We start from the raw sequence: 25,803 nt of genomic DNA, 5'->3' as shown, positions 1-25,803 counted from the left end.
GGAAGGACGGGATTTCAACGCTTTGCCGACCCCACGTCAAGGGGTCGCACAATTCGCGTTCGCGCCGTGACCCATCGCGGTGAAACGGCTCGTGAAAAACCGCAACCGCCGAGGTCAGCGGCGGTGGACCGGGAATTCCGGTCCACTCGTCGGGAATGATGTCAATTCGGCTGGACCGGGAATCCCGAACACGGCAGAACGGGTCGTTGGCGAGAACTGTCAACGGGTGGCGAGCAACCGGGTGTGCGGCGAACGGCGCAGCCGCGCGGCCGTCGGGGTGGCTGCAACCGTCTTGCCTTGCATCGCAAAGTTGCGGACGGCGTGGCTCGTCCGCCGCTCTCCGCCCGGAGGACCCGTTCCGATTGGAGCACCCCATGACCGCCCGCACCTCAACGCCGCGCCTGCGTCGTACCGCCCGCCGCTCGTGGACGTGCGCGCGCCCAACGGCTACTGACGGCCGGACGTGGGGCGCCCGCCCGGAGCGGGCGTCCACGTCACGCGGGCGGCGCGGGCAGGTCGGCCAACCGGCGCAGGCTGTCGATCTCGCTGCGGAACGCGCGGCGGCCCGCGTCGGTGATGGTGACCGTCGTGCGCCGCCGCCCGCTCTCGGTGCGCGTGGTCGTCACGTAACCCGCGTCGACCAGCACGTCCAAGTGGCGCTTGAGGTTGCCGTCGGTGAGTTCGAGCAACTGCTTGAGGTAGGGGAACTCGGCGGAGTCAGCGGCGTGCAGGACCGCGAGGATGCCGAGCCGAACCCGCTGGTGGACCACGTCGTCGAGTTCCACCGACGGATGGCGCTCCGAAGCGACCACGTGATCCCCCTCTGGTGACCGGGCGGCGTCCACGGTAACGCAAGCGCACCGCCGTCGAGGTCGTGAACCGTCAGGCTCCCGGCACGACCGGGCCGCCGGTCCTCGGCCTGCGCCACCACATCGCGGCGATGATCAGCCAGGAGCCGATCACGAGGTCCGTCCACGCCATCGGGGTGCCGAGGGCCGCCGCGACGGCCACCGCGCCGGCGATGCCCGCGGCCACGACGTGCAGGCCGTGGTCGCGCCACGCGTGCCCGGCGACGACCGCGCCCGCCGCGGCCGCCAGCCACGGCAGGCTGACGTGGTCCGGGTGCCACGGCTGCACCCACAGGACGGTGGCCAGCGCTTCCGCGGCCAGCACGTGCCGCAGCGCGCGCCCCCGGTCGAGGCCGATCCCGCGGCGGCGCAGTCGGCGGCGGTAGTGCGCCGCGATCAGCGGCGGGGCCAGGAGGGCGACCGCCAGCCACCACCCGGTGTACACCCAGTGGGGCGCGCAGCAGAGCAGGGCCGCGCTGCACAGGCCCGCCGTGCCGAACACCAGGAGCGGGAACGTGAACGTCACCCCGGCGGCGCGGGCGAGCGCCTGGAGGTCGGTCAGCTCGGTGAGCACGTCGTGCGCCCGCGGGGCCGCGTCGTCCATGGTCCACCCCCGTCGCCACCGGCGGGACAGGCTACTGCCGCGCGGCGCGCCGGCACCAGACGCCCAGGCGGCGCCCCAGCCCGCGGCGCTTCAGCCCGCGGCGCTTCAGCCCGCGGTGACGAACCTGACCGTCTGGTGGACGACCCCGACCGCGAGGAAGGGCAGCACCGCCGCGATCCACACGACGTTCGCGCAGTCCGGCCGGACCAGCGCGGGCCACGGCCGTTCCGCCACGAGGTGCGATGCGGGGCCGGGGTTCACCGGATGCCCGCGGCGTGGAGTCGGCGGGTGGCGGCCGGGTCGATGGCGGTCCTCCCGGGCGAGCCGCCGAAGGACGGCCCGCCGGCGAACGCGACCGCCAGGAGCACGACGATCAGCAACGGCAGGAGGAGCGTCCGGAGCAGCATGGCCCACCACGCCCTGCCGCCGACGCGGCTGCCGTCCTTGGCCCGCACCAGTTGCGTGCCGATGAGGACCGCGCCGAGCGCGCGGCCGTTGCCGTAGCACATGCCGTACAGCAGTGGGACCACGAACATCAGCGCAAGCAGCAGCCACACCAGCGTCTCGTCGGAGAACTGGGCCTTGATGTGCACGACCGACACGACGACGAAACCGAGCCCGACGCCCACCAGGTACACCACGAAGTCGACGAGCCACGCCAGGAACCGTGCCCCCTCGCCGGCTTTGACGTGCAGCGTGCCGTCGGCGAACACGTCGAGCCGTCGGGCGAGCCGCCGCCCGACCACGGCTTCGGCGTGCTCCTTGGCGATCTCGAACTCGGCCGGCGTGCGTCGCGTTCCGGGCACTGTCACAGCACTCTCCTGGTCGGGCGGTCGGCACGGTGTGCGTCAGCTCCGGGGCATGACCGGACGGCGGTCCGCTCCGGGGCGGACCGTCACGGCTTGGCGGAGCGGCGGCGGCGCACGACCAGCACGGCGCCGGCGACCAGCGCCAGGACCACCAGGATCAGCGGCAGCGCGGGCATCGGCCACGGCGAGGTGACGTACTCCTTGACGACCACGACGGCGCGGTGCGGCTCGTCGGTCGCGGCGCGGGCGAAGCGGATGTCGTCGGTGATCTGGGCCGGCCGGAACTCGCCGTCGTAGCGGGTCAGGTAGCGCGGCCCGGCCAACGCGGCGGACAGCGCCGGGTACTGCGGGTCGGGCTTCACCTCGCCCGCGAACGTCAGGTCGGGAGCGGGGCCGGAGGGCGCCGGGTTGGTGATGTCCATCCGGTGGTCGGCCAGCACGTACAGGCGCAACGGCTGCCTGCTCTCGGCCGTGGCCGACAACCGCATCGGGTACACCGGGGTGTCCGTCTCGAACGCGAGCCGCATCGGCGGCAGTCCGTCGGAGAAGCTGCCGGAGGTCGGCGCCAGGCGCACCGCGACGACCAACCAGCCCTCCGCGAGGTACGGCCCGAGCGCGCCTCCGAGGGCGGTGGGGAGAGTGAAGTTGTTGTCGCCCAACCACTGCGTGACGGCGGTGGCGTCGGCGCCGGCGAGCTGGGCGACCTCGTAGGGGCCGACCTCGACGTGGTCCACGACGGTGGCGCCGTTCTCCGACTCGGGCGGGGCGCCCGCGCCGTCGCCGTCCACGTACACGCGCCGCACCTCGACGTCCGGGCGGCTGACCCGGTCCAGCTCGGTGAACAACTCCCCGTCGGCCACCTCGAACCGGGCGCGCGCGGGCACCGGCATCAGGAACGCCGCCTGGGTCGCCTCGGACTGCGTCTGCACGGAGAGGGTGATCGACTCGGTGTCGCCGGTGAGCTCCACCAACGCCGTCTCCTGCTGCGTGCGCAGCTTGTCGTTGGCGACGAACGCGCCGCAGGCGCATGCGTTGGACAGAGCGGGATCGACCGCCACCAGGGTGGCGACGAGAGCCGCCACCACCGCGACGCGGGTTGCCTTGCGGCCGGTTGCCATGCCTCGTCGGACGTCGTCGGTGACATTCGGGTTCCCCGTCCAACCGTCTTGATCGGACACACACCGCCGACCGCGGAGGTGCGAGGGGCGGCCCAGGCACGCAGCCCGGCCCGTGTCCGTGCGGACCCACCTCGTCCGCTGTGACGTGGGACGCACGTGCGGCAGCCGGTTGCAGTTCGTACTGCGAACTAATATGGTTCGTACTACGAACTGCATCTTCCCGACAGGAGCGTGAACCCCATGAGCCGCACAGTCGTGGTCATCGGCGGCGGTTATGGCGGCGCGGCCGTCGCCAAGGCGCTGGAGGCGGAGGCGGACGTCGTCCTCGTCGACCCGCGCGACGCGTTCTTCAACGCGGCCGCCTCGCTGCGGGCGGTGACCCGGCCGGACTGGGCCGGCAACGCGTTCTTCCCCTACGACACCCTGCTCAGGCGCGGCACCGCGCTGCGCGACCGCGCCGTCTCCGTCGACCCGGGCGGCGTCACGCTGGCCTCGGGCCGCCGCGTCGACGCGGACTACCTGGTGCTGGCCACCGGGTCGAGCTACGCCTACCCGGCCAAGCCCGACGCCGACTCCACGAGCGAGGCGCTGGACGACTTCCGCCGCACCCACAAGGAACTGGCCGCCGCCGACCGGGTGCTGATCCTCGGCGCCGGCCCGGTCGGCCTGGAACTGGCGGGGGAGGTCAAGGAAGCCTGGCCGCACAAGGAGGTGACGATCGTCGACCCGGCCGAACGGCTGCTGCCCGCCTATGAGCCGGAGATGGTCGAGGACCTGCGCCGCCAACTCGGCGAGCTGGACGTCCGGCTGCGGCTGGGCGAGGCGCTGACCACGCCTCCGCCGACCGGACCCGGTCGGGCCGGCACGTTCACCGCCACCACCACCGGCGGCGACGAGATCACGGCGGACATCTGGTTCCGCGCGCACGGCGTGCGCGTCAACAGCGACTACCTCGCCGACGGCCGCCTCACCACCCGCACGCCGGACGGCCGGGTCGCGGTGACCGAGACCCTCAACGTCCGGGGGCACGACCACGTGTACGCGGTCGGCGACATCACCGACGTCCCCGAGGCCAAGATGGCCGGGTACGCGATGCAGCACGCCGAGGTCGTCGCCAAGAACATCGCCGCCCAACTGCGCGGCGAAGCGCCCGCGGCCACCTACCGGCCGTTGCCGCACCCGATGATCCTGCTCCCGCTCGGCTCGACCGGCGGGGTCGGCCAGCTGCCCTCGCCCGACGGCCCGTCCGTCGTCACGGCCGCGACCGTCTCCCAGTACAAGGGCGCCGACCTGTTCACCGGGCGGTTCACCGAGCAGTTCGGCCCCACGGCCATCGGCTGACGCCCCACGGCCGTCGGCACGGCAGTCAAGGGATCCGACCGTTGATCACGAAAGGCGCGACGTTGTCCACACAGGGAGTCGTCTTCGGCTTCGGCGCGCACAGCGGCATCGAGGACGGACCGGAACTGCTCGCCCTGGCGGCGCGGGCGGACCGGGACGGGCTCGACGTCTTCTCGCTGTCCGACCACCCCTACCTCGGCGGGCGCCTCGACGCGTACGCCGCGGTCGGGTTCGTGCTGGGGCGCACCGAGAACATCGCGGGGTTCGCCAACGTCACCAACCTGCCGACCCGGCCCGCGCCGTTGCTGGCGCGCACGGTGACGGCGCTGTCGGCGCTGTCCGGCGGCCGCGTGGTGCTCGGCCTGGGCGCGGGCGGGCGGTGGGACCGGATCTCCGACCTGGGCGTGCCGCCGCTCTCGCCGGGCGAGGCCGTCGACGCCTTCGAGGAGGCGATCGTCCTGGTGCGGCTGCTGTCCGGCGGCGGACCGCCGGTCACCCATCGGGGTCGCCACTACCGGGTGAACCGGATCGAGCCCGCCCCCGTGGCCGCGCCACCGGTGTGGACGGGATCGGTCGGCCCGAGGTCCCTGGCCGCCACGGGCCGGGTGGCGGACGGCTGGATACCGGGCCACGCGGCGGACTGGCTCAGCACGCGCTACCGCTCGTCACGGCCGGTCATCGACGAGGCCGCCGCCGCGGTGGGCCGTGACCCGCGCGAGGTCCGGACCGTCTTCAACGTCCCCGGCCGCATCACCGACCACCCGCTGCGCGCCACCCGTGACGGCGACGGCCGGTGGCTCGGCGGGTCACCCGACCAGTGGGTCGAGGAGCTGACCGGGGCGGTGCTGGAGCACGGCGCGTCCGGGTTCCTCCTCTTCTCGCCGGACGGCGGCACGCCGGACCGCGGCTCCCTCGCCCGGTGGGGCGCGGAGATCGTCCCGGCCGTGCGGGAAGCCCTCGCGGCGGCGGTTCCCGCCACCCGCTGAAACCCTTCAGCCGCACCGGTTGCGCTGCGCGACCACCCACTCTTCCGGGCGAGAGAGCCGCCACGGACAGGTGGTCTTCGCGATCGGCGGGCACGGCGCTGCCTACGTTCGGAGTAGGAGCGCCCGCCCACGTCACACGAGGGAGCCGGCCCATGCCGCAGTCGACCATCCTCATCGCCGCCGACCGGACCTCGGACGACCACGTGGTGCCCGCCTCGAAGGTGGACCAGGTCTGCGCCCACCTGCGCGGGTGCGGCTACGACGTGGTGCTCGTCCACTCCGAGGACGACGCCGCCTCCGTGGTCAAGGCGGACGCCGACATCGCCGCCGCCGCGGTGAGCTGGGAGCTGGTCGGCGGCGGCGTGCAGCTGGGCGACGGCGGTGTGCTGCGCATGCTGCTGGACCGGTTCTCGGCCCGCCTGCCCGTCTTCCTGCTCACGACCGGCGAGTACGACGACGACGCGCCGCTGTGGGTCTCGGAGGTGATCAACGGCTGGATCTGGCTGCTGGAGGACACGCCCGACTTCATCGCGGGCCGCATCGACTTCGCGGCGCGGCAGTACCTGGAGCACGTCCTGCCGCCGTTCTTCCGGGAGCTGACCAGGTTCGACGACACGCACGCCTACTCGTGGCACACCCCGGCCCACGCGGGCGGTGTCGCGTTCCTCAAGTCGCCGGTGGGGCGGGCGTTCTACGACTACTACGGCGAGCGGCTGTTCCGCACCGACGTCTCGGTGTCGGTGGGCGAGCTGGGCTCGCTGTTCGAGCACACAGGCCCGGTCGGCGAGTCCGAGCGCAACGCGGCCCGCGTGTTCGGCGCGGACGCGACGTACTTCGTGCTGCACGGCACCTCCACGTCCAACCGCATGATCGTGCACAGCGCCGTCGCCAAGGACGAGCTCGTGCTGCTCGACCGCAACTGCCACAAGGCGATCAACCACGGCGTCGTGCTCACCGACGCGCGGCCGGTCTACCTCGTGCCCAGCCGCAACGGCTACGGCATCACCGGCCCCATCCCGCCGGAGCGGCTGACCCCCGAGGCGGTGCGCGCCCAGGTCGCGCGGACCCCGATCGCCGCGGACGCCGTGTCCCCGGACCCGGTGTACGCGGTCGTGACGAACTCGACGTACGACGGGCTGTGCTACGACGCGGTCCGGGTCACGGAGCTGCTCGGCGCGTCGACCGACGTCCTGCACTTCGACGAGGCGTGGTTCGCCTACGGCCGCTTCCACCCGCTCTACGCCCGGCGCTACGGCATGGCCGTCGACGGCGACGACGGGCGCCGCCCCACCGTGTTCGCCACCCACTCGTCCCACAAGCTGCTGGCCGCGCTGTCCCAGTCCGCGATGATCCACGTGAAGTCCGGCGGCAAGGCGCCGTTCGACCGATCGCGGTTCGACCAGACGTACATGATGCACGGCACCACCTCGCCGCTGTACCCGATGATCGCCTCCTGCGACGTCGCCGCGGGCATGATGGACGGCCCCTCCGGGCAGTGGTTGACCACCGAGGCGATCACCGAGGCGATCAGGTTCCGGCAGGCCGTCGTCCACCTCGGCCGCCGCCTGGCCGAGGCAGGCGACCGGCCGCCGTGGTTCTTCGGCGCGTGGCAGCCCGACGAGGTCACCGACCCGGACACCGGCGAGCGGGTCCCGTTCGACCGGGCGCCGGTGGACCTGCTCCGCACCCGGCCCGAGTGCTGGACCCTCGACCCGGACGCGGAGTGGCACGGGTTCGGCGGCCTCGAACCGGACTTCTGCCTGCTGGACCCGGTCAAGGTGACGATCACGTGCCCCGGTGTCGACGCGGCGGGGGAGGTGGCCGGCTTCGGCATCCCGGCCCGCGTGGTCACCGCCTACCTGGAGACCCGCCGGATCGTGGTGGAGAAGACGGACGTCTACACGTTCCTGGTGCTGTTCTCCATGGGCATCACCAAGGGCAAGTGGGGCACGCTGCTCGACGCCCTGACGGACTTCAAGCACCTCTACGACCACGACGCGCCGCTCGCCGAGGTGCTGCCGGACCTGGTCGCCGCGCACCCGCGGCGGTACGCGGGCCTGACGCTGCCGGAGCTGTGCGCGCAGATGCACGACAGCCTGACGAAGGGCGAGGTCATCCCGCTGCTCAACGAGGCGTTCACCAGCCCCACGCCGCCCGTCGCGGTGATGACCCCGGCCGAGGCGTACCAGCGCTTCATCCGCGGCCGGACGGAGCTGGTCGGGCTGGCCGACCTCGCCGACCGGGTGGTCGCCACCCAGGTCACGACCACCCCGCCCGGCATCCCGGTGCTGGTGCCCGGCGAGCGCGTCGGCCCCGTCGACAGCCCGCTGCCGCGGTACCTGCGCGTGCTGGAGGAGTTCGACCAGAACTTCCCGGGCTTCGCCAGCGAGACCCACGGCGTGCACCACGAGGACGGCAGGTACTGGATCACCTGCGTGACCGAGTAGGCCGCACCGGGGTTGGCGGCACACCGCAGCGCGGGACTCCGAAACCGAAGGTTCCCGGAATGGCGTCGGCGCGTCCGCGACCCGACCGCCGTCACCGGCCGCGCGCGGGTTCCCGGTCGCGCCCGGAACGACGCCGCGGTCGCGCCGAACAGGTACGAAGCGGTCATCCGTGGTGCCCCAAGTTCAGTGTGGCGGGCGGTCGGGCGGTCCCGGGCGCCACCACGCCGACGCCCGTCCCGTGGCCGTAGCGGCCACGTCACGGCCGGCCGGGTTGTGCCGGAACCACCGGGAGACTTTCCGCCATGACCGCACCGCCCGCCCGCCGCCACGACCTCGACGTGCTTCGAGTCGGCGCGTTCCTGCTGCTGATCCTCTACCACCTGGGCATGTTCTACGTGCCCTGGGACTGGCACGTGAAGAGCGCTCACATCATGCCTGAGCTGGAGCACTGGATGGGCGCCCTCAACCCGTGGCGCCTCACCCTGCTGTTCGTGATCTCGGGCGCGGCCACCCGGTTCATGGCGGACAAGCTCGCGGCCGGGGCGCTCGCGGCCCAGCGCACGCAACGCCTGCTCGTGCCGCTGACGTTCGGGGTGTTCGTCGTGGTGCCGCCGCAGAGCTGGGCGGAAGTGGTGCAGAAGACCGGCTACACCGGCGACCTGGCCGACTTCTGGCCCCGCTACCTGATGTTCGACCAGAGCTTCGGCGTCATCCTGCCGACCTACAACCACCTCTGGTTCGTCGCGTACCTGTGGCTCTACACGATGGTCGCGCTCGCGGCGGGTCCGCTCACGCCCGCGGCCGACCGCGTGGCGGCGAGGTTGCTGACGGGCGCGGGACTGCTCGTCGTGCCGGCGCTGCTGTTCGGGCTGTACCGGGCCACGGCGCACCGGGCCTGGGGCGAGACCCACGTGCTCTGGGCGGACGGCTACTCCCACCTCCAGTACGGCACGGCGTTCCTGCTGGGGTTCCTGCTGGCGAAGCGGGACGCCGCCTGGGCGCTGCTCCAGAAGGTCCGCGCCGGGACGCTCGCCGCCGCGCTGGTCCTCGCCGCCGCCTACCTGACCCTGGCGCGCCTCGGCGCGGACGACTGGTCGGGCTGGTCCGGCACGGGCGTCGCCTTCCTGCGGGAGGCCTACGCGTGGATGGTGATCTGCGCGCTGTTCGGCTACGCGCGACGTCACGTCCGCACCGGTTCCCCGCGCCTGGCCACCCTGAACGAGGCCGTGTTCCCGTTCTACATCGTCCACCAGACGGTGATCGTGCTGGCCGGCCACTTCCTGGCGCCGGTGCGGCTGCCCGCCCCGGCGGAGGCCGGGATCATCCTGGCCGCCACGGTCGCCGGCGGCGTCGCGACGTACGGCCTGGCGCGCACCGTGCCCGCGCTGCGGGTGCCGCTGGGCCTGAAACCCCAGCCGCGTCGCGTGCGGCAGACGAGCCGGGCGGGCACGGTCGAGTAGCGGCGTCAGGAACGGAGCCGCTGCTCGATCAGGGCTTTGTACTCGCTGACCCGCACGTAGACGCCGGGGTTGTCGGGTTGGCCGCAGCCGTTGCCCCACGACACGATGCCGATCTGCTTGCCCCCGGCCGTCAACGGCCCGCCCGAGTCGTGTTGGCACGCGTCCTTGCCGCCCCGCGGGTAGCCCGCGCACACCTGCTTGGCGCGCCGGTACCGCGGGTACGCGTCCGCGCACTCCTGGTCGGAGTAGACCGGCACGGTCGCCTGCCTGAGGTGCTTCGGCGAGCTCGGGCCGCCGTCGGCCGTGTGGCCCCAGCCGACGACCGTGGCCGGTGTGCCCGCCCGGTACAGCGCGCCGTCCCCGGGGCCGGCCAGCGGCATCACCGGTTGGCTCACCGGCCGGGGCAGCGTCAGCACCGCGATGTCGTCGCCCAGCACCACATCGCGGTACCGGTCGTGCACCCAGATCGCCGTGGGCTGGATCTTGCGGTCGGCCGGGGCGGACGTCAGGTCGGTCTGCCCGACGACGACCGTCACGTCCGAGACGGGGCGGAGCTTGCCGCGCCGGAAGAAGCAGTGCGCCGCGGACAGGACCTTGGTGGGCGCGACGATCGTGCCGCCGCAGCCCTGCTCGAAGTTCGGGTGGCCCTTGAACATGATCGCGACCGTCGACGGGTGGCGGCTGATGTCGACCGGTTCGCCGCCGACGACCCGGTCGTCCGGTGACGCCGTGGCGGGGGAGCCGACCGCCGTCGCCACGCACAGCGACAGGACCGAGCACAGCAGCGGGAAGACGCGCATGGGAACTCCGATCACGGGGGCGGCGCCGAGCGGCGGGCCCAGAACGGGTGGCCGACGAACCGAATGACGGCGGCGTGCACGTCCCGGCGGCGGTGCAGGTGCTCGGTGAACGCCTGTCCGACGCGCCGGCAGTACTCCTCGGCCGGCGCGGTCGCGCCCTCGGCCAGGCCCAGCACCGCGTCGGCGGCGGGCCGGGCGAGGTCGAGCGCGTGCCGCAGCCCGGAGGACGACAGCGGGTCCACCGCCAGCGCGGCGTCGCCCACGGCGACCAGCGCGGCCCCGTCCCGCACGGCGCACGGCGGGAAGGCGCACGCGACCGGTGCGGCGCGCCGTGCGGCGGGTGGCCCGAGGGCGCGGTGCCGGAGGCGGTCGCCGGTCCGCGGCGGGGGCGACGCGGGGGAGGAGCCGGCGGTGACGCGCAGGACCGTGAGGGCGGCGCCGTCGGCGGTGGGCGCGGTGTACCACCAGCCGTCCGCCGTCGCCTCCACCAGCGAGTACGACCCGGCGTCGGGCAGGTCGCAGCGCCAGGCCGTGCAGTGCAGGTGGTCGGAGCGGTGCCAGTCGAGGTGACGGCGGGTGAGCGCGCGCGGGGTGCCGGTGGCGTCCACGACGACCTTGGCCCGCACGCCCCCGGCCGTCCGCAAGCCACCGACGCTCCCCGGGCCACCGACGCTCCCCGGGCCACCGCCGGTGTCCAGGCCGCCGACGGTCCACGCGCCGCCGTGGGCGCGGAGGCCCCGGACGTGACCGCGCACGACCTTCGCGCCCGCGTCCCGTGCCAGGGCGCGGAGCTCCCGGTCGAACGACGCCCGGTCGACCGCCCACGGTGGCCCGTTCGGGTCCAGGATGCCGGGCCGGTGGTCCACCTCGTCGGTGGCCCACGAGCTGCGCGCCTCGTGCACGGGACGCGCCGACGCCGCCACGACGTCCCACGCGCCCAGCGCGGCCAGAGCGGGACGTGCGGCCGCGGACAGCTGCTGGCCGATGCGGTGCCAGGGCGTGCGGTCATCGTGGACGAGCACCACCGCGGCCCCGGACGCGGCCAGGTGCCGGGCGACGGCCGCACCCGCCGGGCCGCCGCCCACCACGACGGCGTCCGCGGTCACCGTTCGCCGGTCAGGTAGCGCTCGCGGACGAACGGGTGGCCGTCCGGGCTGGTGCCGAAGGCCCGGACCGACGTGACCGCGCCGGCGTCGACCCGTCCGGTGGACGACCCGGCGTCCAGCGTCACCTGGTGCTCGGCGCCCTCCGCCAGGACCGCCTCGACGGTCGAGTCCTCGGCGCCCCACAGCGTGACCTCGGCCCCGGAGTCGGTGCTGTCGACGACCAACCGGATGTCGGACTCCGCGGACGCGGTCACCTGGTACGGCAACGCGTCCGCGCCCTCGTCGGCGGTGACCACGACCCGCCACAGGCCGCTGCGGTCGTAGCGGCTCGGGAAGCTCTCGAACGGCAGCTCGACCCGCAGGGTGGCCGACTCGGCGTCCTTCGTGGCGTGCACGTCGGCGACGCCGGCATCGAGGCGGCGGCCCAACGGGCTCACGAGGACCACCGACAGCGCTCCGTCGGCCGCCTGCAACGTGACGGACAGGGCGTGGTCGACCTCGGTGAGCTGGAGCGTCCAGGTGTGCTGCTGCCCGGCCGACAGGACTCCCTGCCCGGCCAGCAGCAGGTCCACCCCGACCGGAGGCGAGTACGGCTGCCCCGCCTCGTCCGCCGCGGAGGCGCCGCGTCCGCTGACCGGGATCGTCCACCGGTCGCCGGTGTTCCGGTCCAGCAGGACGACTTCGCCGTCCACGACGTCCGCGCGGGCCGCGGCGTAGGTGAGGTCCAGCGACAGCAACGTGGACGTCGGGTCGCCGCTGGTCCTCGGCGTGCCGACGGTGACCGCCCCGGGGGCGTTCTCCACCACGAGGTCCGGCACGGCGCCGGCGGCGTGGACGACGACCGGCACCGTGCGCCCCTCCGTGCCGACGGTCCCGAAGTTCACCGCGCCGGCGCGCACCGTGCTCTGCTGGGTGAGCGTGCGCTCCTGCTCGACGTACTGGCTGCCCTTCGGCAGGACGAAGCCCAGCTTGTACCAGTCCTTCACCATGTTCTCGTTGTTGCCGACCATGCGGTCCCAGGCCTGGAACTTGTTGTCCGCGATGACGGTGTTGGGGCGCTGCACCGGCCACCAGTCGCTCCCGCACGCCATGAAGTCGGTCTGCCACGGCAGCGCCATCCGGGCGGTGACGTCGCCCGCGCGCACCCGGTTCGTGTCGAACCGGAACGGGTGGCCCTTGCGCCAGATGGACGTGGTGTCGGCGCGGAGGGCGAAGCGGCCGAACTCGATGCCGGGGAAGAGCGATCCGCCGACGCAGCCGTCCAGCGCGGCCCGGTCGAGCCCGTCCGGGGTGACCCGCGCGGCCGGCGGCGGCCAGTCCTGCCGGTAGTTGCCGTCCTTCCAGCGCTTCATCACCTCGTACTGGACCGCCGTCAGGTGGGAGTCCGTGCCGTCGTAACCGGGAGTGCTTCCGCCGTGCGTGAGGTGCGGCATGTCCTGGTGCCGGGAGGGGGTTCCGGTGGCGGGCTTGAGGCGGTCGAAGATGTGGTGCCTGCTCGCGTCGCCGTAGACCGGGTCCTCCCACCGGTGGCGGTAGGGCTTGACCCGTCGCGTCCAGCGGATCGTCCTGGCGCGTTGCAGGATCGGCTGGACGTGCGCGGCGTAGGACGGCGTGGCGGGCGGCAGCAGCGCCGACGTCTCCTCGATGATCTTGTGGGTCTTGTAGTAGTCGAGGAGCCGCTCGTACATGCTGATCACGTCGGTGAAGTAGGGCGCGAACTTCGGGGGCGCGACGACGACCCACGCGCCGGTCACGTCCCCGACGGCCCTGCCCTTGATCTTCACGGTCGCGCCGACCGGGCCGTCGGACGTGTCGTCGTGCCACCCGTCGTTGTCGAAGGTGCCCTGGAGGGCCTTGCCGGTCGGCGAGCCCGAGCTGCCGCGGCCGCCGAGCACGAGGAGGTGCCCGGAGCCGTCGGTCCGGAGGGCGCCGAGGTCGACGTCGGTCTTCTTGCCCTGGTGGGTGAACGGCGCCTTCGGGATGGCCTTCACCGCGTCCTTGCCGGTGATGGTCTGCACGCCGGGGTCGATGACGAGCTTCTTCCGGGCGTCGCCCGTGACGTCGCGGTTGCGGTCCTCGGTGTCGCCGAACGCCGTCTTCGACGCGGCCTTGCGGTTGACCACGTGCACCGACCAGGTGATCGACACGTCGGCCGAGTCGGTCAGCTCCACCCACCGGGTCCCGGTCTCGTCGTAGCCGAAGCAGCGGAACCGGGCGGCTTGGCGGCGCACCTTCCCGGAGGCGTCCTTGAACTTCTTGTCCGCCGGCAGGCCCGGCTGCCCGGGGATCTCGGGGCCGACGAAGTACTCGTCGCTGTTCCCCAGCCTGGCGACGCCGATGGCGGGATGGATCTTGACCTTCGTCACCTCGGAGATGGGAAGGGTCATCGCTTCTCCCTGGCTGGGTTCCGGACGTGTCGTGACGAGTATGTTCCGCGCGCTCGGCGGTGCCCATTCCCCTGTCGGGTTGGCGAAAGACACGGTCGGTGGAAGCCGTGCCCCCGAACGGTGTTAGTAATCGTGCCGGGGTCGACGTCGCCCGGAACTGCCCGAACATTGGTGCGGGCACTCGGGCTCGCCTCGGAAGGGATTCTGACATGACCGCGGAATTGACCGACACGTACCAGTCGATGGCGTTGTTGCTGGAGTGCGAGCCGCCCCAGCGGGACGTGGCCTGGCTTCGAGCGGCGTTGCAGTGGGGCGTGACGCTCGAGTTCGCCACGATTCCCGCCTACCTGTACGCGTTGTGGTCGATCAAGGAACCGAACTCGGACCCGAACGTCGCGGACATGATCCTGGAGATCGTGATGGAGGAGATGTTGCACATGGCGCTCGCGTGCAACATGCTCAGCGCGATCGGCGGCGTCCCGAAAATGGCGGAAGCGGGTCTCGTCCCCGCGTACCCCACCGCGCTGCCCGGCGGCGTGAAGCCCGGTCTCGTGGTCAGCCTGTCCGGCATCGCCTCGACCAGCGGGTCCGACCAGGACGTCATCAAGGTGTTCATGGACCTCGAAGCGCCGGAGAAACCGCTGGCCAGGACGGCGGAGACGTTCCCGACGATCGGCAAGTTCTACGCCGCCATCCTCGAGGCGTTCAAGAAGCCGGAGAACTTCGCCGAGTTCGGCGCCCCCGGCCCGCAGTTGAACTCCGTCATCGCCGGTTTCGAACTGCCCGACATGACCACGACGAAGGACAACAAGAAGGTCGTCGACCTGACGAAGGTGGAGCGGGCCGTCAAATTGATCACGGAACAGGGAGAGGGCTCCGACGTCTCGCCGAACAGCGGTGGCGAACTCGCCCACTACTACCGCTTCGGTGAGATCTTCCACGGCCGGAAGCTGAAGCAGCACCCCGGTAAGAAGTGGAAGTTCGACGGCGATTCCTTCCCCCGGCCGGCGGTGCACCCGCTCGGCACCGTTCCCCGGGGTGGGTGGAACCGCTCGGCCGCGTCGGATTCCGTCAAGGCCAAGCTCGACGCGTTCAACACGACGTACCGGGAACTCCTGGTGAAGTTGGAACAGGTGTGGCAGACCGCGGACCCCAAGACGCCGTTCAAGGATTCCATCGTCGCCATGAAAGCGCTCGAAGGAAAAGCGCGGGAGCTCGTGACCATCGCGCTCCCGGCCGCCGAGAACCAGCCCGGCAGGAATTACGGCCCCGAATTCCGGCTCCCCGGCTGAGCTTGCCCGGCGCTGGGGTCGTCCCGGCCCCTACGGGTGCGTCACCGGGATGGACTGGGCGTGGTGGAAGACGTCGTGGGGGTCGAAGGTCTGCTTGGTCCGCACCAGCGAGGCGAAGTTGGTGTCGCCGTAGTAGAGCTGCCACCGGCTCGCCGCGGTGCCGGTGGGGTGCGCGGGCAGGTCGGTGTCGAGGTAGTTGACGAAGCAGCCGTCGGTGGCGATGCGGTCCGGGTCGTCGTTCGCGGCGGCCGGGACGCCGCCCGTCTCGGCGTAGACCTCGCGGTACGCCTCCCGCAGCCACTCGACGTGGGCGTCGTCCTCGGCGGGGCTGCCCCAGAACGACATGTACTGCAGCTTGATCACCGAGTCGCGGTGCGGGGTGGCGGTGGCGTCCTTGGCGACGCCGTTCACCCGGCCGCCGTAGGTGTCGAGGGAGACCCGTGCGCCTTCGGCGCCCCGGCCGGCGGTCGCGAACGTCCGGACCAGGGCGTCGACGTGGTGGTCGGTGAGGCGGCGGTGGTAGGCCGACTTGTAGTCGGCGCGGTGGTGCCAGGTGCCCTGGCCCAGCTCGTGGGTGGCGTTGAGCCAGGGCCGTGCCGGGTGGTGGTCGAGGCCGCGCGGGTGCGTGGCCGCCGACGACACCGTGAGGACGGAGCCGAGGAAGTCCTTCAGCGTCGCGCGGGCCCGGGAGAGGCTCTCGGGGGAGTCGTCGTCGATGGCGACCTGGGTGGTGAGGTTGATCGCCCGTTCGTGGGGGGTCAGCCGGGGGTGGACGCGGAACAGCGCGAACAGGTTGTTGGCGGCGTCCGCGTCGGGCGCGGAGTTGTGCGCGCACCAGTCGTCGAAACGGCGCAGCATCACGGCCAGCTCCGCGCCGTCCGAGCCGACCTGGTCCCACGGGATCGTGAGGTCGTGCAGCAGCACCTGTCGGGGCGCCCGGGGCAGCAGCTCGTCCGGCGGTGTCCGGTCGGTCGCGTGGGGGCCGCGCATCAGGTAGCGGGTGACCACCCCGAAGTTCCCGCCCCCGCCGCCGGTGTGCGCCCACCACAGGTCGCGGTCGGCGCCGGTGCTCTCACGGGTGACGACGCGCAGCTCGCCGTCCGCGGTGACCACCTCGACCCCGTGCAGGTGGTCGACCGTCAACCCGTCGCGGCGGGACAGCAGCCCGTACCCGCCGCCCACGATGTGCCCGCCCGCGCCGACCGTCGCGCACGACCCGCCCGGAATGGTCACACCCCAGCGGCGGTGCAGCTTCGCGTAGACGTCCCACAGGCCCTGACCCGCGCCGATCGCCACGCACCCCGTCACCGGATCGTGCTCGACCCCGTTCAGCAGGTTCAGGTCGACCACGGCGCGGACCGCCGAGTTGAACACGTGGTCCTCGTAGCAGTGCCCGCCGCTGCGAACGGCGAACCGCAGACCGCGCCCGGTCAGCTCGCGCACGCACTCCGCCACCTCGCCCGCGTCACGCGGCAGGAACACCTCGTCCGGCGCCCCCACCCAGCGCATGTTGTTGCCCTGGACCAGGTCGGGGTAGCGCACGTCGTGCCGGTCGATCCTCTGCACGGTCATGCGTCCATCCAATGCGGACCGACGGGGCACGCGCGGGTGGACCACGGGGGAGGACGGGCGAACCGTCCTCACGCTCCGCTTCCGGCGTCCGGCCTACGCCGCGCCGCCGGTGGTGGCGGCTTCGAGGAGGGCTTGGTCGCGGAGCTCCGCAACCCAGGCCCATGCGGCGCTCGGGTTGCGGAGGTAGAAGCGGTGGCGTGAATCGCCGTGCGCGACCGGTGTGAGGAGACCGAGCTCCCGCAAGGATCTGATCGGTCCCTGCAGGTTGCTGGTGGTGATGCCCAATCGGGAGGCCAGCGAGCTTAACGAAACGAAGCCGTCGTCGGCGGCCGCGATCGCGAGCATGACCTCGAGGCGGTAGCGCTGGCCGAACGCGGCCTGCGACCGATCCCGCAGGAGAACTCGATCCGGTGACGCCATATGGCCATCTTACGAGTTTTACGTTACGACTTGCTCGTAAGTTCGAGTCGAACCGGTGTTCGAGCCGGTACCGAAGGCAAGCAAGGGGCAGTCATGGGCAGTCGCTCGACGATCGAGTGGACCGAGGTCACGTGGAATCCCACGACGGGGTGCGACCGGATCTCGAAGGGCTGCGACAACTGCTACGCGCTCACTTTGGCGAAACGACTCAAGGCGATGGGGACCGAGAAGTACCAGAACGACGGCGATCCGCGTACGTCGGGTCCCGGGTTCGGCGTCACGCTGCACCCGGACACCCTGGACCAGCCCTATCGGTGGCGGACTCCGCGAGTGGTGTTCGTCAACTCCATGAGCGACCTCTTCCACGCTAAGGTGCCTCTCGACTTCGTGCGCAAAGTCTTCGCAGTCATGGCCGCCACCCCCCAGCACACCTACCAGGTGCTCACGAAGCGCTCAACGCGGCTGCGCAAACTGGCCGACAAGCTCGACTGGCCAACCAACGTGTGGATGGGGGTGAGCGTGGAGGACAGCGACCAACTCACCCGCGTCGACGACCTGCGCGCAGTGCCGGCCGCGGTGCGGTTCCTGTCCTGCGAACCGCTGCTGGGCCCGTTGGCCGAGTTGAACCTCGAGGGCATCGGCTGGGTCATCACCGGCGGCGAGTCGGGGCCGAATGCCCGTCCTGTGGACCCGCTCTGGGTCCGGCAGATTCGTGACGCCTGCCAGGAAGCCCGTGTTGCCTTCTTCCACAAGCAGTGGGGCGGTCGCACGCCGAAAGCCGGGGGGCGCGAACTGGACGGGCAGACGTGGGACCAGATGCCGCAGTTCGCGGAAGTCAGCTGAAGCGGCCGAGTCCTTGCCCCAGACTTGCCGGCCGGTGCTTCACGCCGGTCGGATGGTCTGGTTCTCGATCTTGTTCTTGCCCTTGAGGCGGGGTAGGGCCACACCTTGGTTCGCGAGCAGGTCCCATGCTGCTCGCAGGTGGGTCTCGCGCGCCAATCCGAGTGTGGTGCCGAAGATGTCCTTGGTGCGGTCTTGGACGTCGACGGGACCGTGCACGGCGAGCAACGTGGTGACGTTGCGGGCGATCATGCTGATCCACTCCTGGTTCCGCCTGGCCTCGGCGCGGGTGTTCTGCTCGTCTGTCATTCCCGTCGTCAGGGTTCCGCCGAAGAGGTCTTCCTGTTCAGCGAGGTGTGCTTGCGGTTGGGGCGATCGCTCGCTGATGAACTTCCGCCATGCCTCGTTGGCCTTGGACACCGCCCCGTTGAAGGCGTAGGGCGTGCCGCGGTACCGGTAGAACAAGATCAGCATGAAGAACGGTTCCTGCCCGGGCTGCCGGCGGATGGGGACACTGAAGGACCGGTACCCGGTGTCGGCCTCGATGCGTCTGCAGTACTCCTGGGCCACCACTTGGGCCGCGCGTGCGGAGGCGGTGCGTTCGCCCCGGTGACGCGCCTTCGCGCGGGAGTTCCGGAAGACGTCGCGCCACCACTCGTTGCCGAGGAAATCGTCGATCCTCGCCAGGGACGCGGTTGCGCTCTGAGGGCTGTTGGTAGTGCTCGCGGCAAGCTTGTCCCGCACCGGAAGCCAGTCGGCGTCCAGTACCGCGTCCAGGCCGTGGTTCCAGGTGCCCGTTTCGTCTCCGGCCAGCAGGCCCCCAATGCGCCACACCGACTGTAGGTTGAAGTTGAGCAGGACCTCGGTCGGCGGACGGGTCGGTCGCCGGAGCAAGCGGTCGGTCATCTCGGCGTAGGGCAGGCCCGTGCCGAACGGATCGAGGAAAGCCAGCAGGGGGCGGTCGTCCGCCACGGCCAGAACGCGATCGAGGTGTCCGCTGACGTCACCGGGTAGTACCTCGTAGTTCTTGCCCGCGACCTCCCGCTCCAGGGTCAGGCACAGGTTCTCGTAGTGGTGAGGGGCGCGCTCGACGAACACGCAGTGCAGCGTTCGCCCGAACGTCTGCACAGCAGTCGCGGTGCGCATTGCGAGGAGGGGTGACCCTTCGGCGCCGACCGACTGGCCGTCCTCGGGTTCGTAGCGACCGGGGCCGGCGAACCCGTCGAGGTACACCACCTGCCCTCCGGTGGCGCTGCTGCCGGTCTTGGAGGTGAACACGGGCAGGTACCGGTCCAGGATTCCGTGCTTGAGCACGGCCGCAGCCCGCTTCTCCTGGAAGAACTTCTCGTTCGCGGTCATCACACCTCCTCGTCGAGCGATCAGAACTACCACGTGGCGACGTCGATGTAATCCGATTGGCTCACAAAAATCCCCGAACGGACGAGTGAGCGAGCGGCACCGATGCGGAACGGAGCTTGAATTGTTCTATAGATCGTCCCCCTATGTGCCGTTCAGTCCCGTCGCCGGTGTGGGCTGCCCGGGCTGATGGTCATGCCGAGTGACGGCGCAGATGACGAGCGCGGGTCCAGCCCCTTCTGCGGTCAACCTCCTCGACTCAACCGTCAGGGCTGGTCGGGACACGTCTGCGCCGCTCGGGACGGCCCAGCGTTCTGCACGGAGCCAATCGGCAAACCGGGTTGGCCAGGAGAGGGTGAAGCCTGAGCGGTTCCGCATTAGCAGGCCCATCGTCACTCGCTCGGAGTCTTGCGCAACAGTTCGTGCGTATGTCGCGGCTGATAACAGTTCGAAAATCTTCCGGCCTGCTCCCGACAATGGTTATGGTGCAACTGGAGCGCCCGTGACCCCGAGGAGCCTTGCGATGCCGGTGAAAGGACGTGTGCCCTGGGCCATCGTGGAACACACGCTGGCCAAGCACGACATTTACCGGCGCTACCTCGAACGGTGGTTCCCCATCCTGATCGGAGGCTCCAACGCCTACCCGTCAGCCACCTACGCGGAGGGGTTCGCTGGTCCCGGGGTGTACGCCGATGGCGAGCCCGGATCACCGATCATCGCGCTGGAGGCGTATGTCAAGAAGGTGCCGACGACCAGGTCGTTGGCGAAGTTCCTCTTCATCGACGACGACCCACGCTGTGTGAGCATGCTGCGTGAGCAGTTGACCGAGCGCTTCCCGGAGCGTCCACGGCCGCTGGACCGCATGTGGGTGGACGTGGTCCAGGGCAAGTGCGGTGAGCTCCTCGAGCAGTACCTGACCGAGCGCGGCTGCTGGGGGCAGCCGATCCTGGCGGTGCTGGACTCGTGGGGCAACGCACCGGTGCCACATCCGTTGTTGAGGCGCCTGGCGCGCAATCCGGCCACCGAGGTCATCGTCACCTTCGGAACCCAGCACTTCGTCCGTTTCGTCGAGCAGTTGGGTGCCGATGCGGACGGCGTGTTCGGGGGAGACCAGCGATGGCGCCAGGTCAGGGGCCTGCCGGACGGGGAGGCGAAGCGACGACACCTGCTCGACTGCTATCGGAGGTCTCTCCACGACGCGGGGTTCCAGCACCTGCTGGACTTCGAGTTGATCGATCGACGCGGCGAGCCCTTGTACCTGGTTTTCGGCACCAACCACCCGCGTGGCGTGGAGAAGATGAAGGACACCTTGTGGGAGGTCGACCCGGTACAGGGCGTCGGGTTCCGCGATCCCCGTGATGAGCAGCACGAGACGCTGTTCGATGTCAACGAGCCCTTGTTGGCGCCTCTCGCGCGGCTGCTCGTGCCGGTTATCGAAGCCGGGGGCGAGGACGGGGTGGCGGTTCAGGACCTGAAGGACTTTGCACTGCGGGAGACGGTGTACCGAATGCAGCACGTCAGCCCAGCGCTGCAACCGCTGCTGGAGAAGGGCGTCATCCGCTCCGATCCGGTGAACCGGATCCGGACCCGTGGCCGCGTGTGGGCGAAGGCTGGTTGACAAGCTCTCCGGGCTGACACGCACCGGCGGCGCGGTCGGGTGGTCGCCGTGATGGGTTGGTGCGAGGGCTGGGGTGAGGCGAGGGTCGTTCACCTGTTTGCGCGCGGCGCTGTCGGGGCACCTGGGAGTGTGCTCCTACCTCGACCGGAGGTATGACGGTGTCTCCCTCCACAAGCAGCGACCACCTGTTGGCCGACCGTTACCGCCTCCTCGAACCGATCGGGCTCGGGGGCATGGCGGAAGTTCGCCGCGCCTGGGACACCACCCTGTGCCGGCACGTCGCGGTGAAGTTGTTCCAGCCAGGGTTCGACGAGGCGGCCGCACGGCGGTTCGACAACGAGGTCCGCACGCTGGCCTGCCTCTCCCACCCCGGGTTGGTGTCCGTCTACGACGCCGACACGCAGGCCGAGACGCCGTTCGTCGTGCTCCAGCTCGTCGAGGGGCAGACCCTGCGCGAGCTGATCGACCTGGGGCCGTTGTCGCTGGACCGGACGCGTCGGCTGGGCGCGGCCCTGGCCGACGCGCTCGCCTACGTCCACGCGCACGACCTCGTGCACCGGGACGTCAAGCCGTCCAACATCCTGCTCGACGCCGAGGGCAACGCCTACCTCGCCGACTTCGGCCTGGTCCACCTGACCGGCGCGACGCGGATGACGCGCACCGACCAGCTGGTCGGCACGGCCGCCTACCTCGCGCCCGAACAGGTGCTCGGCGGTGACGTCGACCACCCGGCCGACGTCTACGCGCTCGGGCTCGTCCTGCTGGAGTGCCTGACCGGCCGGCGCGAGTACACCGGCGGCGACGTGGAAGCGGCCGTGGCGCGGCTGCACCGCACGCCCGCGGTGCCCGACGACCTGCCGTCCGAGGTCGCGGGGCTGCTGTCGCGGATGACCGCCTCCGCGCCGGAGGAGCGGCCCACTGCAGAAGAGTGCACGCGGGTGCTGAGCGTGCTCGACGACGTGCCGGAACAGCGCAAACCGGACGGGTCGGTCAAGCCGGTGGCGCTGGTCAAGCCGCCGGACGAACCCACGCTGAAGCTCGCGCGCGGGTCCCGGTCGTCGTGGAAGACGCTGGTCGCCTCGGCGGGCGTGCTGGTCGGCGCGTTCGCCATCACGATGGCCGCGACCTCGGAGGAGCAGCCGGCGACGTCCGCGCCCCCGGCGTCGTCGACCCAGCAGGCGTCCGTCGAGCAGCCCGGTTCCTCCCCGGCGCCGCAGAACCCCGTCCAGCCGCAGTACCTGGGCACGCCGCAGACCCCGGACGCGGCCCAGGCGACGGCGACGCCGCAGGTCACGACGTCGGTCGAGCCGACCGCGGCCGCGCCGGCCGGCGACGCGGGGGCCGGTGACACGGGAGCCGGCGACACCGCCGCGCCCGTCACCGGGCCGAACACCAGGACCACCACCGAGGCCGTCACGCCCACCACGACGCCCGCCGCGCCGACGTCGGAGCCGGTGGTCCCCACCCCGGAGCCCTCCGAGACCAACCCCGAGCCCGAAGAGCCCCCGACCGCGCCCACCGAGGAGAGCAACTGAGGGACGCCGGGGACGTCACGGTGCGGTGAACTCCAGGACCACCTGGGTCACCTGGTCCGGCTGGGCGTCGATCAGCTTGTAGGCCGAAGCCGCCTCCTCGACCGGCACGACGTGCGAGATCAGGGGGCGCAGGAGCAGGTGCCCCGACACGGCCAGGTCGATGACGGTGGTCGCGAGGCGCCCGCGGTCCCAGCGCGGGGACAGGGCGGCGGCCACGCCGGAGATCTGCGAGCACACCAGCGACACCCGGTTGTGGTGGAACTCCTCGCCGAGGAACAGCCCGCGCGCCTCGCCCTGGTAGAAGCCGCCGGCGACGACGCGGGCGTTGTAGGCGACGCTGCGGACGGCCTCGTGCAGGGCCTGGTGACTGCCGCTGACGTCGAGCGCGACGTCGGCGCCGCGGCCGTCGGTCAGCTCGCGGACCCGTTCGGCGACCCCGCCCGCCCCGGCGTCCAGCACCTCGTCCGCGCTGAGCGCGTGGGCCAGTTCCAGCCGGTGGGGGATGGTGTCCACGCCGATCACCCTGGCGCCGTTGCGCCTGGCCAGCTGGGCGACGATCTGCCCGACCACGCCGAGGCCGAACACGACGACGGTCTCGCCGACGTGGACGTCCGCGTCGAGCACCACGTTGAGGGCGACGGAGCCGATGTGGCTGAAGATGCCGAGCACCGGGTCTGCTCCCGGGTCGAGCACCCGCTGCGCCGCGTACGCCTCGTCCACGACGGTCGCCGACCGGTGGCCCCAGACGCCCCACACGACCTGTCCGGGGCGGACGGCGGTGACCTCGGGCCCTACCTCGACCACCTCGCCGACCTCCTCGTACCCGACCACGACGGGGTACTCGGCGGTGGGTCGTCCCGGCACGAACAGGCGGACATCGGGGTCCCACGTCTTGGTGAAGTGCGCGTTGGTGCCGCGGTACTGGGTCAGCTCGGTGCCCGCGGAGATCCCCGAGTACAGGGTGCGGACGCGCACGCCGGTCGCGGTCAGCGGGGGATCGGGCTCCTCTCCCAGCGAGACCGAGCCGGGGGCGTCGAAACGCACTACCGTTGCCATCCTTGCCCTCCGGGCTCGTGTGCGAGGACGTCCAGCAGGAGCGCCGCCGTCCAGCTGAAGTGGTCGGCCCCGAGGCCTTCGCCGGTCACCGGGTCGAAGTACTCGCGGAACCCGGCGTCGGCGACCAGGCGGATCATGTCGGACGCCAGGTGCTCGGCGTGGCGGGTCTCGCCCTGCCGCCGCAGCCCCGTCCACAGCAGCCAGTTCGTGTTCATCCACGTCGGCCCGCGCCAGTACCGGTGCGGGTCGGCGTCGGACGCGGTGAGGTCGTAGCTGGGCACACCGCGCACGGGCGGCGACCCCAGGCCGAACGCGGGCCCGGTCAACGTCGCCAGCAGCGCCTCGCGGCGTCGGGCGGGCAGGTCGGGCAGCAGCAGCGGGACCAGGCCGGAGACCGTCCGCTTGGGGAGGTGCCGGCCGGTGCGCGCGTCGAGCGCCACGTAGCAGCCCAACGCCGGGTCGAACAGCCGCGAGTGGATCTGGTGCGTCAGCTCGCGGGCCCGCTCGTCGTGCCTGCCGGGGTCGGCGCCGGTGCGGCGGGCGAGTTCCGCGAGCGCCTGCTCCGACCAGGCCAGCACGGCGCAGAACAGCGGGTCGACGGTGCAGAACGGCAGGCTGAGCAGGTCGTCGTCGGCGTAACCGCGGTTGCGGTACGCGGCCACGATCCCCATGTACCGCGCGTAGTCGTCGTCCGTGGGCCGGTGCCCGGCGTCGGCGTGGCGCAGGTCGCGGCGCAGGCCGGTGATGTCGTCGGCCAGGGCGGTGGCGGCCGCGCCGAGGGGTTCGTCCCAGAACGGGCTGTTGTCCAGGCCCGACTCCCACGGGTGCACGACGGCGACCAGCCCGGACGCCACCCGCCGCCGTTCGAACAGGTAGTCGTGGAAGCGCGCCAGCCGCGGGTAGAGCCGGTGGACCGCGGCGTCGGCGGCGTCGCCGGGGTGGCGGTCGGCGACGGCGAGGACGGCGCCGGCGTGCACGGGCGGCTGCACGAGCCCGGTGGTCGACACGCCCGCCGGCGGTCCCTGGCGCGGCAGCGGTCGCCAGAACGCCGGGCCGGGGAAGTAGGCGTCCTCGGGCACGGCGGGGTTGAACACGATCTGCGGCACGCGCCCGTCACGCCACTGCGCGCCGTGCAACGCGGTCAGCTCGGCGAACGCCCGCCGCGGGCTCAGGTGGGCCAGCCCGATGGCGATGAACGCGGAGTCCCAGCTCCACTGGTGCGGGTAGAGCGTGCCGGTCGGCACGGTCGCCGAGCCGCGCCAGTTCCGCAGCAGCGTCGCGGCGGCCTTCCGCCGCAGGTCGGCGATGTCGGGCGCGAGCGGCCCCAGGGTCGTCCCCGCCGTCACGCCGTCACCCGCCGGCCTGGCGGAGCAGGCTGACGGCGGCCGGCAGCGCGGACTCGGCCGGACCGGACAGGCTGCACGCGAAGCCCGCCCACCCCTGGTAGCCGGCCGCGTCGAGCGCCGCGAACGCGGCCCACCAGTCGACGTGGCCCGCACCGGGTTCGAGGCCGTTCGAGTCGGCCAGCTCCACGTGGCCGAGCCACGGGCCGGCGGCCAGCAGCGCGCCGGCCGGGTCGGCTTCCTCCACGTTCATGTGGAACGTGCCCGCGGCCACCCGCGCCGACGGCAGCCCCACCGCGCGGCACACGTCCGCCGCCTGGTCGAGCGTGTTGACGGGGCGGCCCTCGTAGCGGTTGACCGGCTGCAGGCAGATCGTCACGCCTTCCCGCGCGGCCCGCTCGGCGAGGCGGCGCAGGCCGTCCGACAACGTCTCGTAGTCCTCTGTGGACGAACGCGGGCACGGCACTGGCAGCAGTCGGCCGTCGGACACCGGCGCGACCACGACCTCCCCGCCCATCGCGGCGATCACGCCGAGGCGCGAGGACACCTGCCGGAGGGCGTCCGCACCCCGGTCGACGTCACCGAGCGGTATCCCGTCCAGGCACACGGAAGGCATGACGACACCGTGGCCGACCGCCCGCTTGAGCGCGCCGAGCCGGGCCTCGAACGCCTCGTCGCCCCGCGCGCGCAGCTCGATGCCGTCGAAGCCCGCCGACTGGGCGAACTCCCACTTCTCCTCGATCGACGCGCCCGGCAGAAGCTGCTCCTGGCAGGCGATCTTCCACTGCGGCATGACGGCCATTAATCCCGCGATCAGTCAAAACAACAATGCGGTATCCCGATCCCGGCGCGCGGTCGATCGCCG

At 71.8% G+C, this 25,803-nt stretch carries 22 protein-coding genes; 8 read left to right on the top strand and 14 right to left on the bottom strand.

Annotation, left to right across the window (positions count from 1 at the left end):
• Positions 1 to 494: 494 nt before the first annotated feature.
• The 5 genes from ACRAKH_RS20620 to ACRAKH_RS20600 form a co-directional block, all read right to left on the bottom strand.
• The gene (locus tag ACRAKH_RS20620; protein ID WP_380729316.1) at positions 495 to 785 is read right to left on the bottom strand and encodes a transcriptional regulator; all 291 of its coding nucleotides are present in this window, start codon (positions 783 to 785) and stop codon (positions 495 to 497) included.
• A 97-nt stretch (positions 786 to 882) separates the two neighbouring features.
• Entirely contained in the window at positions 883 to 1,452 is a 570-nt protein-coding gene (locus ACRAKH_RS20615) for a hypothetical protein (protein WP_447009190.1), read from the bottom strand.
• Positions 1,453 to 1,557: 105 nt separating this feature from the next.
• Positions 1,558 to 1,686 carry a hypothetical protein gene (locus ACRAKH_RS20610; RefSeq protein WP_380728688.1) on the bottom strand — a complete coding sequence of 43 codons (129 nt, stop codon included), beginning with the start codon at positions 1,684 to 1,686 and terminating at the stop codon, positions 1,558 to 1,560.
• A gap of 23 nt (positions 1,687 to 1,709) precedes the next feature.
• Positions 1,710 to 2,264: an RDD family protein gene (locus tag ACRAKH_RS20605; RefSeq protein ID WP_380728690.1), complete on the bottom strand. Its 555-nt coding sequence runs from the start codon at positions 2,262 to 2,264 to the stop codon at positions 1,710 to 1,712.
• Positions 2,265 to 2,347: 83 nt separating this feature from the next.
• Complete coding sequence (locus tag ACRAKH_RS20600; protein WP_380728692.1) at positions 2,348 to 3,379, bottom strand: DUF2330 domain-containing protein; 1,032 nt, start codon at positions 3,377 to 3,379, stop codon at positions 2,348 to 2,350.
• A gap of 240 nt (positions 3,380 to 3,619) precedes the next feature.
• On the opposite strand from ACRAKH_RS20600, the gene ACRAKH_RS20595 reads away from it, so the two are divergent.
• The 4 genes from ACRAKH_RS20595 to ACRAKH_RS20580 all read left to right on the top strand — a co-directional run bounded on the left by ACRAKH_RS20595 (position 3,620) and on the right by ACRAKH_RS20580 (position 9,613).
• Positions 3,620 to 4,720 (top strand): NAD(P)/FAD-dependent oxidoreductase, encoded by a 1,101-nt coding sequence (locus tag ACRAKH_RS20595; RefSeq protein ID WP_380728694.1) that lies wholly within the window; start codon positions 3,620 to 3,622, stop codon positions 4,718 to 4,720.
• A gap of 62 nt (positions 4,721 to 4,782) precedes the next feature.
• Positions 4,783 to 5,706 (top strand): LLM class flavin-dependent oxidoreductase, encoded by a 924-nt coding sequence (locus ACRAKH_RS20590; protein WP_380728696.1) that lies wholly within the window; start codon positions 4,783 to 4,785, stop codon positions 5,704 to 5,706.
• 152 nt (positions 5,707 to 5,858) lie between these two features.
• Positions 5,859 to 8,153: an Orn/Lys/Arg family decarboxylase gene (locus ACRAKH_RS20585; RefSeq protein WP_380728698.1), complete on the top strand. Its 2,295-nt coding sequence runs from the start codon at positions 5,859 to 5,861 to the stop codon at positions 8,151 to 8,153.
• 302 nt (positions 8,154 to 8,455) lie between these two features.
• Positions 8,456 to 9,613 (top strand): acyltransferase family protein, encoded by a 1,158-nt coding sequence (locus tag ACRAKH_RS20580; protein ID WP_380728700.1) that lies wholly within the window; start codon positions 8,456 to 8,458, stop codon positions 9,611 to 9,613.
• Positions 9,614 to 9,618: 5 nt separating this feature from the next.
• Here the strand turns inward: ACRAKH_RS20580 and ACRAKH_RS20575 are convergent, their stop codons facing one another.
• From ACRAKH_RS20575 to ACRAKH_RS20565, 3 genes are read right to left on the bottom strand one after another with little or no spacing between them, the layout of a single operon-like run.
• Complete coding sequence (locus ACRAKH_RS20575; protein WP_380728702.1) at positions 9,619 to 10,413, bottom strand: S1 family peptidase; 795 nt, start codon at positions 10,411 to 10,413, stop codon at positions 9,619 to 9,621.
• 11 nt (positions 10,414 to 10,424) lie between these two features.
• Complete coding sequence (locus tag ACRAKH_RS20570; protein WP_447009189.1) at positions 10,425 to 11,519, bottom strand: NAD(P)/FAD-dependent oxidoreductase; 1,095 nt, start codon at positions 11,517 to 11,519, stop codon at positions 10,425 to 10,427.
• On the bottom strand, positions 11,516 to 13,906 hold the full coding sequence (locus ACRAKH_RS20565; protein WP_380724502.1) for a LodA/GoxA family CTQ-dependent oxidase: 2,391 nt from the start codon (positions 13,904 to 13,906) through the stop codon (positions 11,516 to 11,518). The genes ACRAKH_RS20570 and ACRAKH_RS20565 overlap by 4 nt, the downstream gene beginning before the upstream one ends.
• 209 nt (positions 13,907 to 14,115) lie before the next feature.
• Between ACRAKH_RS20565 and ACRAKH_RS20560 the strand changes: the two genes are divergently transcribed.
• Positions 14,116 to 15,198 carry a ferritin-like domain-containing protein gene (locus ACRAKH_RS20560; protein ID WP_380724501.1) on the top strand — a complete coding sequence of 361 codons (1,083 nt, stop codon included), beginning with the start codon at positions 14,116 to 14,118 and terminating at the stop codon, positions 15,196 to 15,198.
• 30 nt (positions 15,199 to 15,228) lie between these two features.
• Here ACRAKH_RS20560 and ACRAKH_RS20555 read toward each other — a convergent pair whose 3' ends face one another.
• Together ACRAKH_RS20555 and ACRAKH_RS20550 are read right to left on the bottom strand one after the other, a co-directional pair.
• The gene (locus tag ACRAKH_RS20555) at positions 15,229 to 16,770 is read right to left on the bottom strand and encodes an FAD-binding oxidoreductase (RefSeq protein ID WP_380724500.1); all 1,542 of its coding nucleotides are present in this window, start codon (positions 16,768 to 16,770) and stop codon (positions 15,229 to 15,231) included.
• Between the two features lie 93 nt (positions 16,771 to 16,863).
• Positions 16,864 to 17,190, bottom strand: a complete 327-nt coding sequence (locus tag ACRAKH_RS20550; protein ID WP_380724499.1) for a hypothetical protein — start codon at positions 17,188 to 17,190, stop codon at positions 16,864 to 16,866.
• A 93-nt stretch (positions 17,191 to 17,283) separates the two neighbouring features.
• Here ACRAKH_RS20550 and ACRAKH_RS20545 point away from each other — a divergent pair, with 93 nt between their 5' ends.
• Positions 17,284 to 18,033 (top strand): DUF5131 family protein, encoded by a 750-nt coding sequence (locus tag ACRAKH_RS20545; protein WP_380724498.1) that lies wholly within the window; start codon positions 17,284 to 17,286, stop codon positions 18,031 to 18,033.
• 39 nt (positions 18,034 to 18,072) lie between these two features.
• On the opposite strand, the gene tcmP is transcribed toward ACRAKH_RS20545, so the two are convergent.
• Positions 18,073 to 19,389 (bottom strand): three-Cys-motif partner protein TcmP, encoded by a 1,317-nt coding sequence (gene tcmP, locus ACRAKH_RS20540; protein WP_380724497.1) that lies wholly within the window; start codon positions 19,387 to 19,389, stop codon positions 18,073 to 18,075.
• A gap of 520 nt (positions 19,390 to 19,909) precedes the next feature.
• Here tcmP and ACRAKH_RS20535 point away from each other — a divergent pair.
• Both ACRAKH_RS20535 and ACRAKH_RS20530 read left to right on the top strand, forming a co-directional pair.
• A complete protein-coding gene (locus ACRAKH_RS20535) occupies positions 19,910 to 21,004 on the top strand; it encodes a three-Cys-motif partner protein TcmP (protein ID WP_380724496.1) in 1,095 nt (364 codons plus the stop codon).
• Positions 21,005 to 21,162: 158 nt separating this feature from the next.
• Positions 21,163 to 22,539: a protein kinase domain-containing protein gene (locus ACRAKH_RS20530; protein ID WP_447009188.1), complete on the top strand. Its 1,377-nt coding sequence runs from the start codon at positions 21,163 to 21,165 to the stop codon at positions 22,537 to 22,539.
• A 15-nt stretch (positions 22,540 to 22,554) separates the two neighbouring features.
• On the opposite strand, the gene ACRAKH_RS20525 is transcribed toward ACRAKH_RS20530, so the two are convergent.
• Genes ACRAKH_RS20525 through ACRAKH_RS20515 form a run of 3 tightly spaced genes read right to left on the bottom strand, consistent with a single transcriptional unit; the run spans position 22,555 to position 25,731 of the window.
• Entirely contained in the window at positions 22,555 to 23,583 is a 1,029-nt protein-coding gene (locus ACRAKH_RS20525; RefSeq protein ID WP_380724494.1) for a zinc-dependent alcohol dehydrogenase, read from the bottom strand.
• On the bottom strand, positions 23,583 to 24,941 hold the full coding sequence (locus ACRAKH_RS20520) for an MGH1-like glycoside hydrolase domain-containing protein (protein WP_380724493.1): 1,359 nt from the start codon (positions 24,939 to 24,941) through the stop codon (positions 23,583 to 23,585). Before ACRAKH_RS20520 ends, ACRAKH_RS20525 begins: the two co-directional genes overlap by 1 nt.
• 4 nt (positions 24,942 to 24,945) lie before the next feature.
• Positions 24,946 to 25,731, bottom strand: a complete 786-nt coding sequence (locus tag ACRAKH_RS20515) for a sugar phosphate isomerase/epimerase family protein (RefSeq protein WP_447009187.1) — start codon at positions 25,729 to 25,731, stop codon at positions 24,946 to 24,948.
• Between the last annotated feature and the right edge of the window lie 72 nt (positions 25,732 to 25,803).

The organism is Saccharothrix hoggarensis (assembly GCF_052936025.1).
The sequence above is the reverse complement of the archived record's forward strand: the minus strand, read 5'-3'. Positions and strand labels throughout refer to the sequence as shown.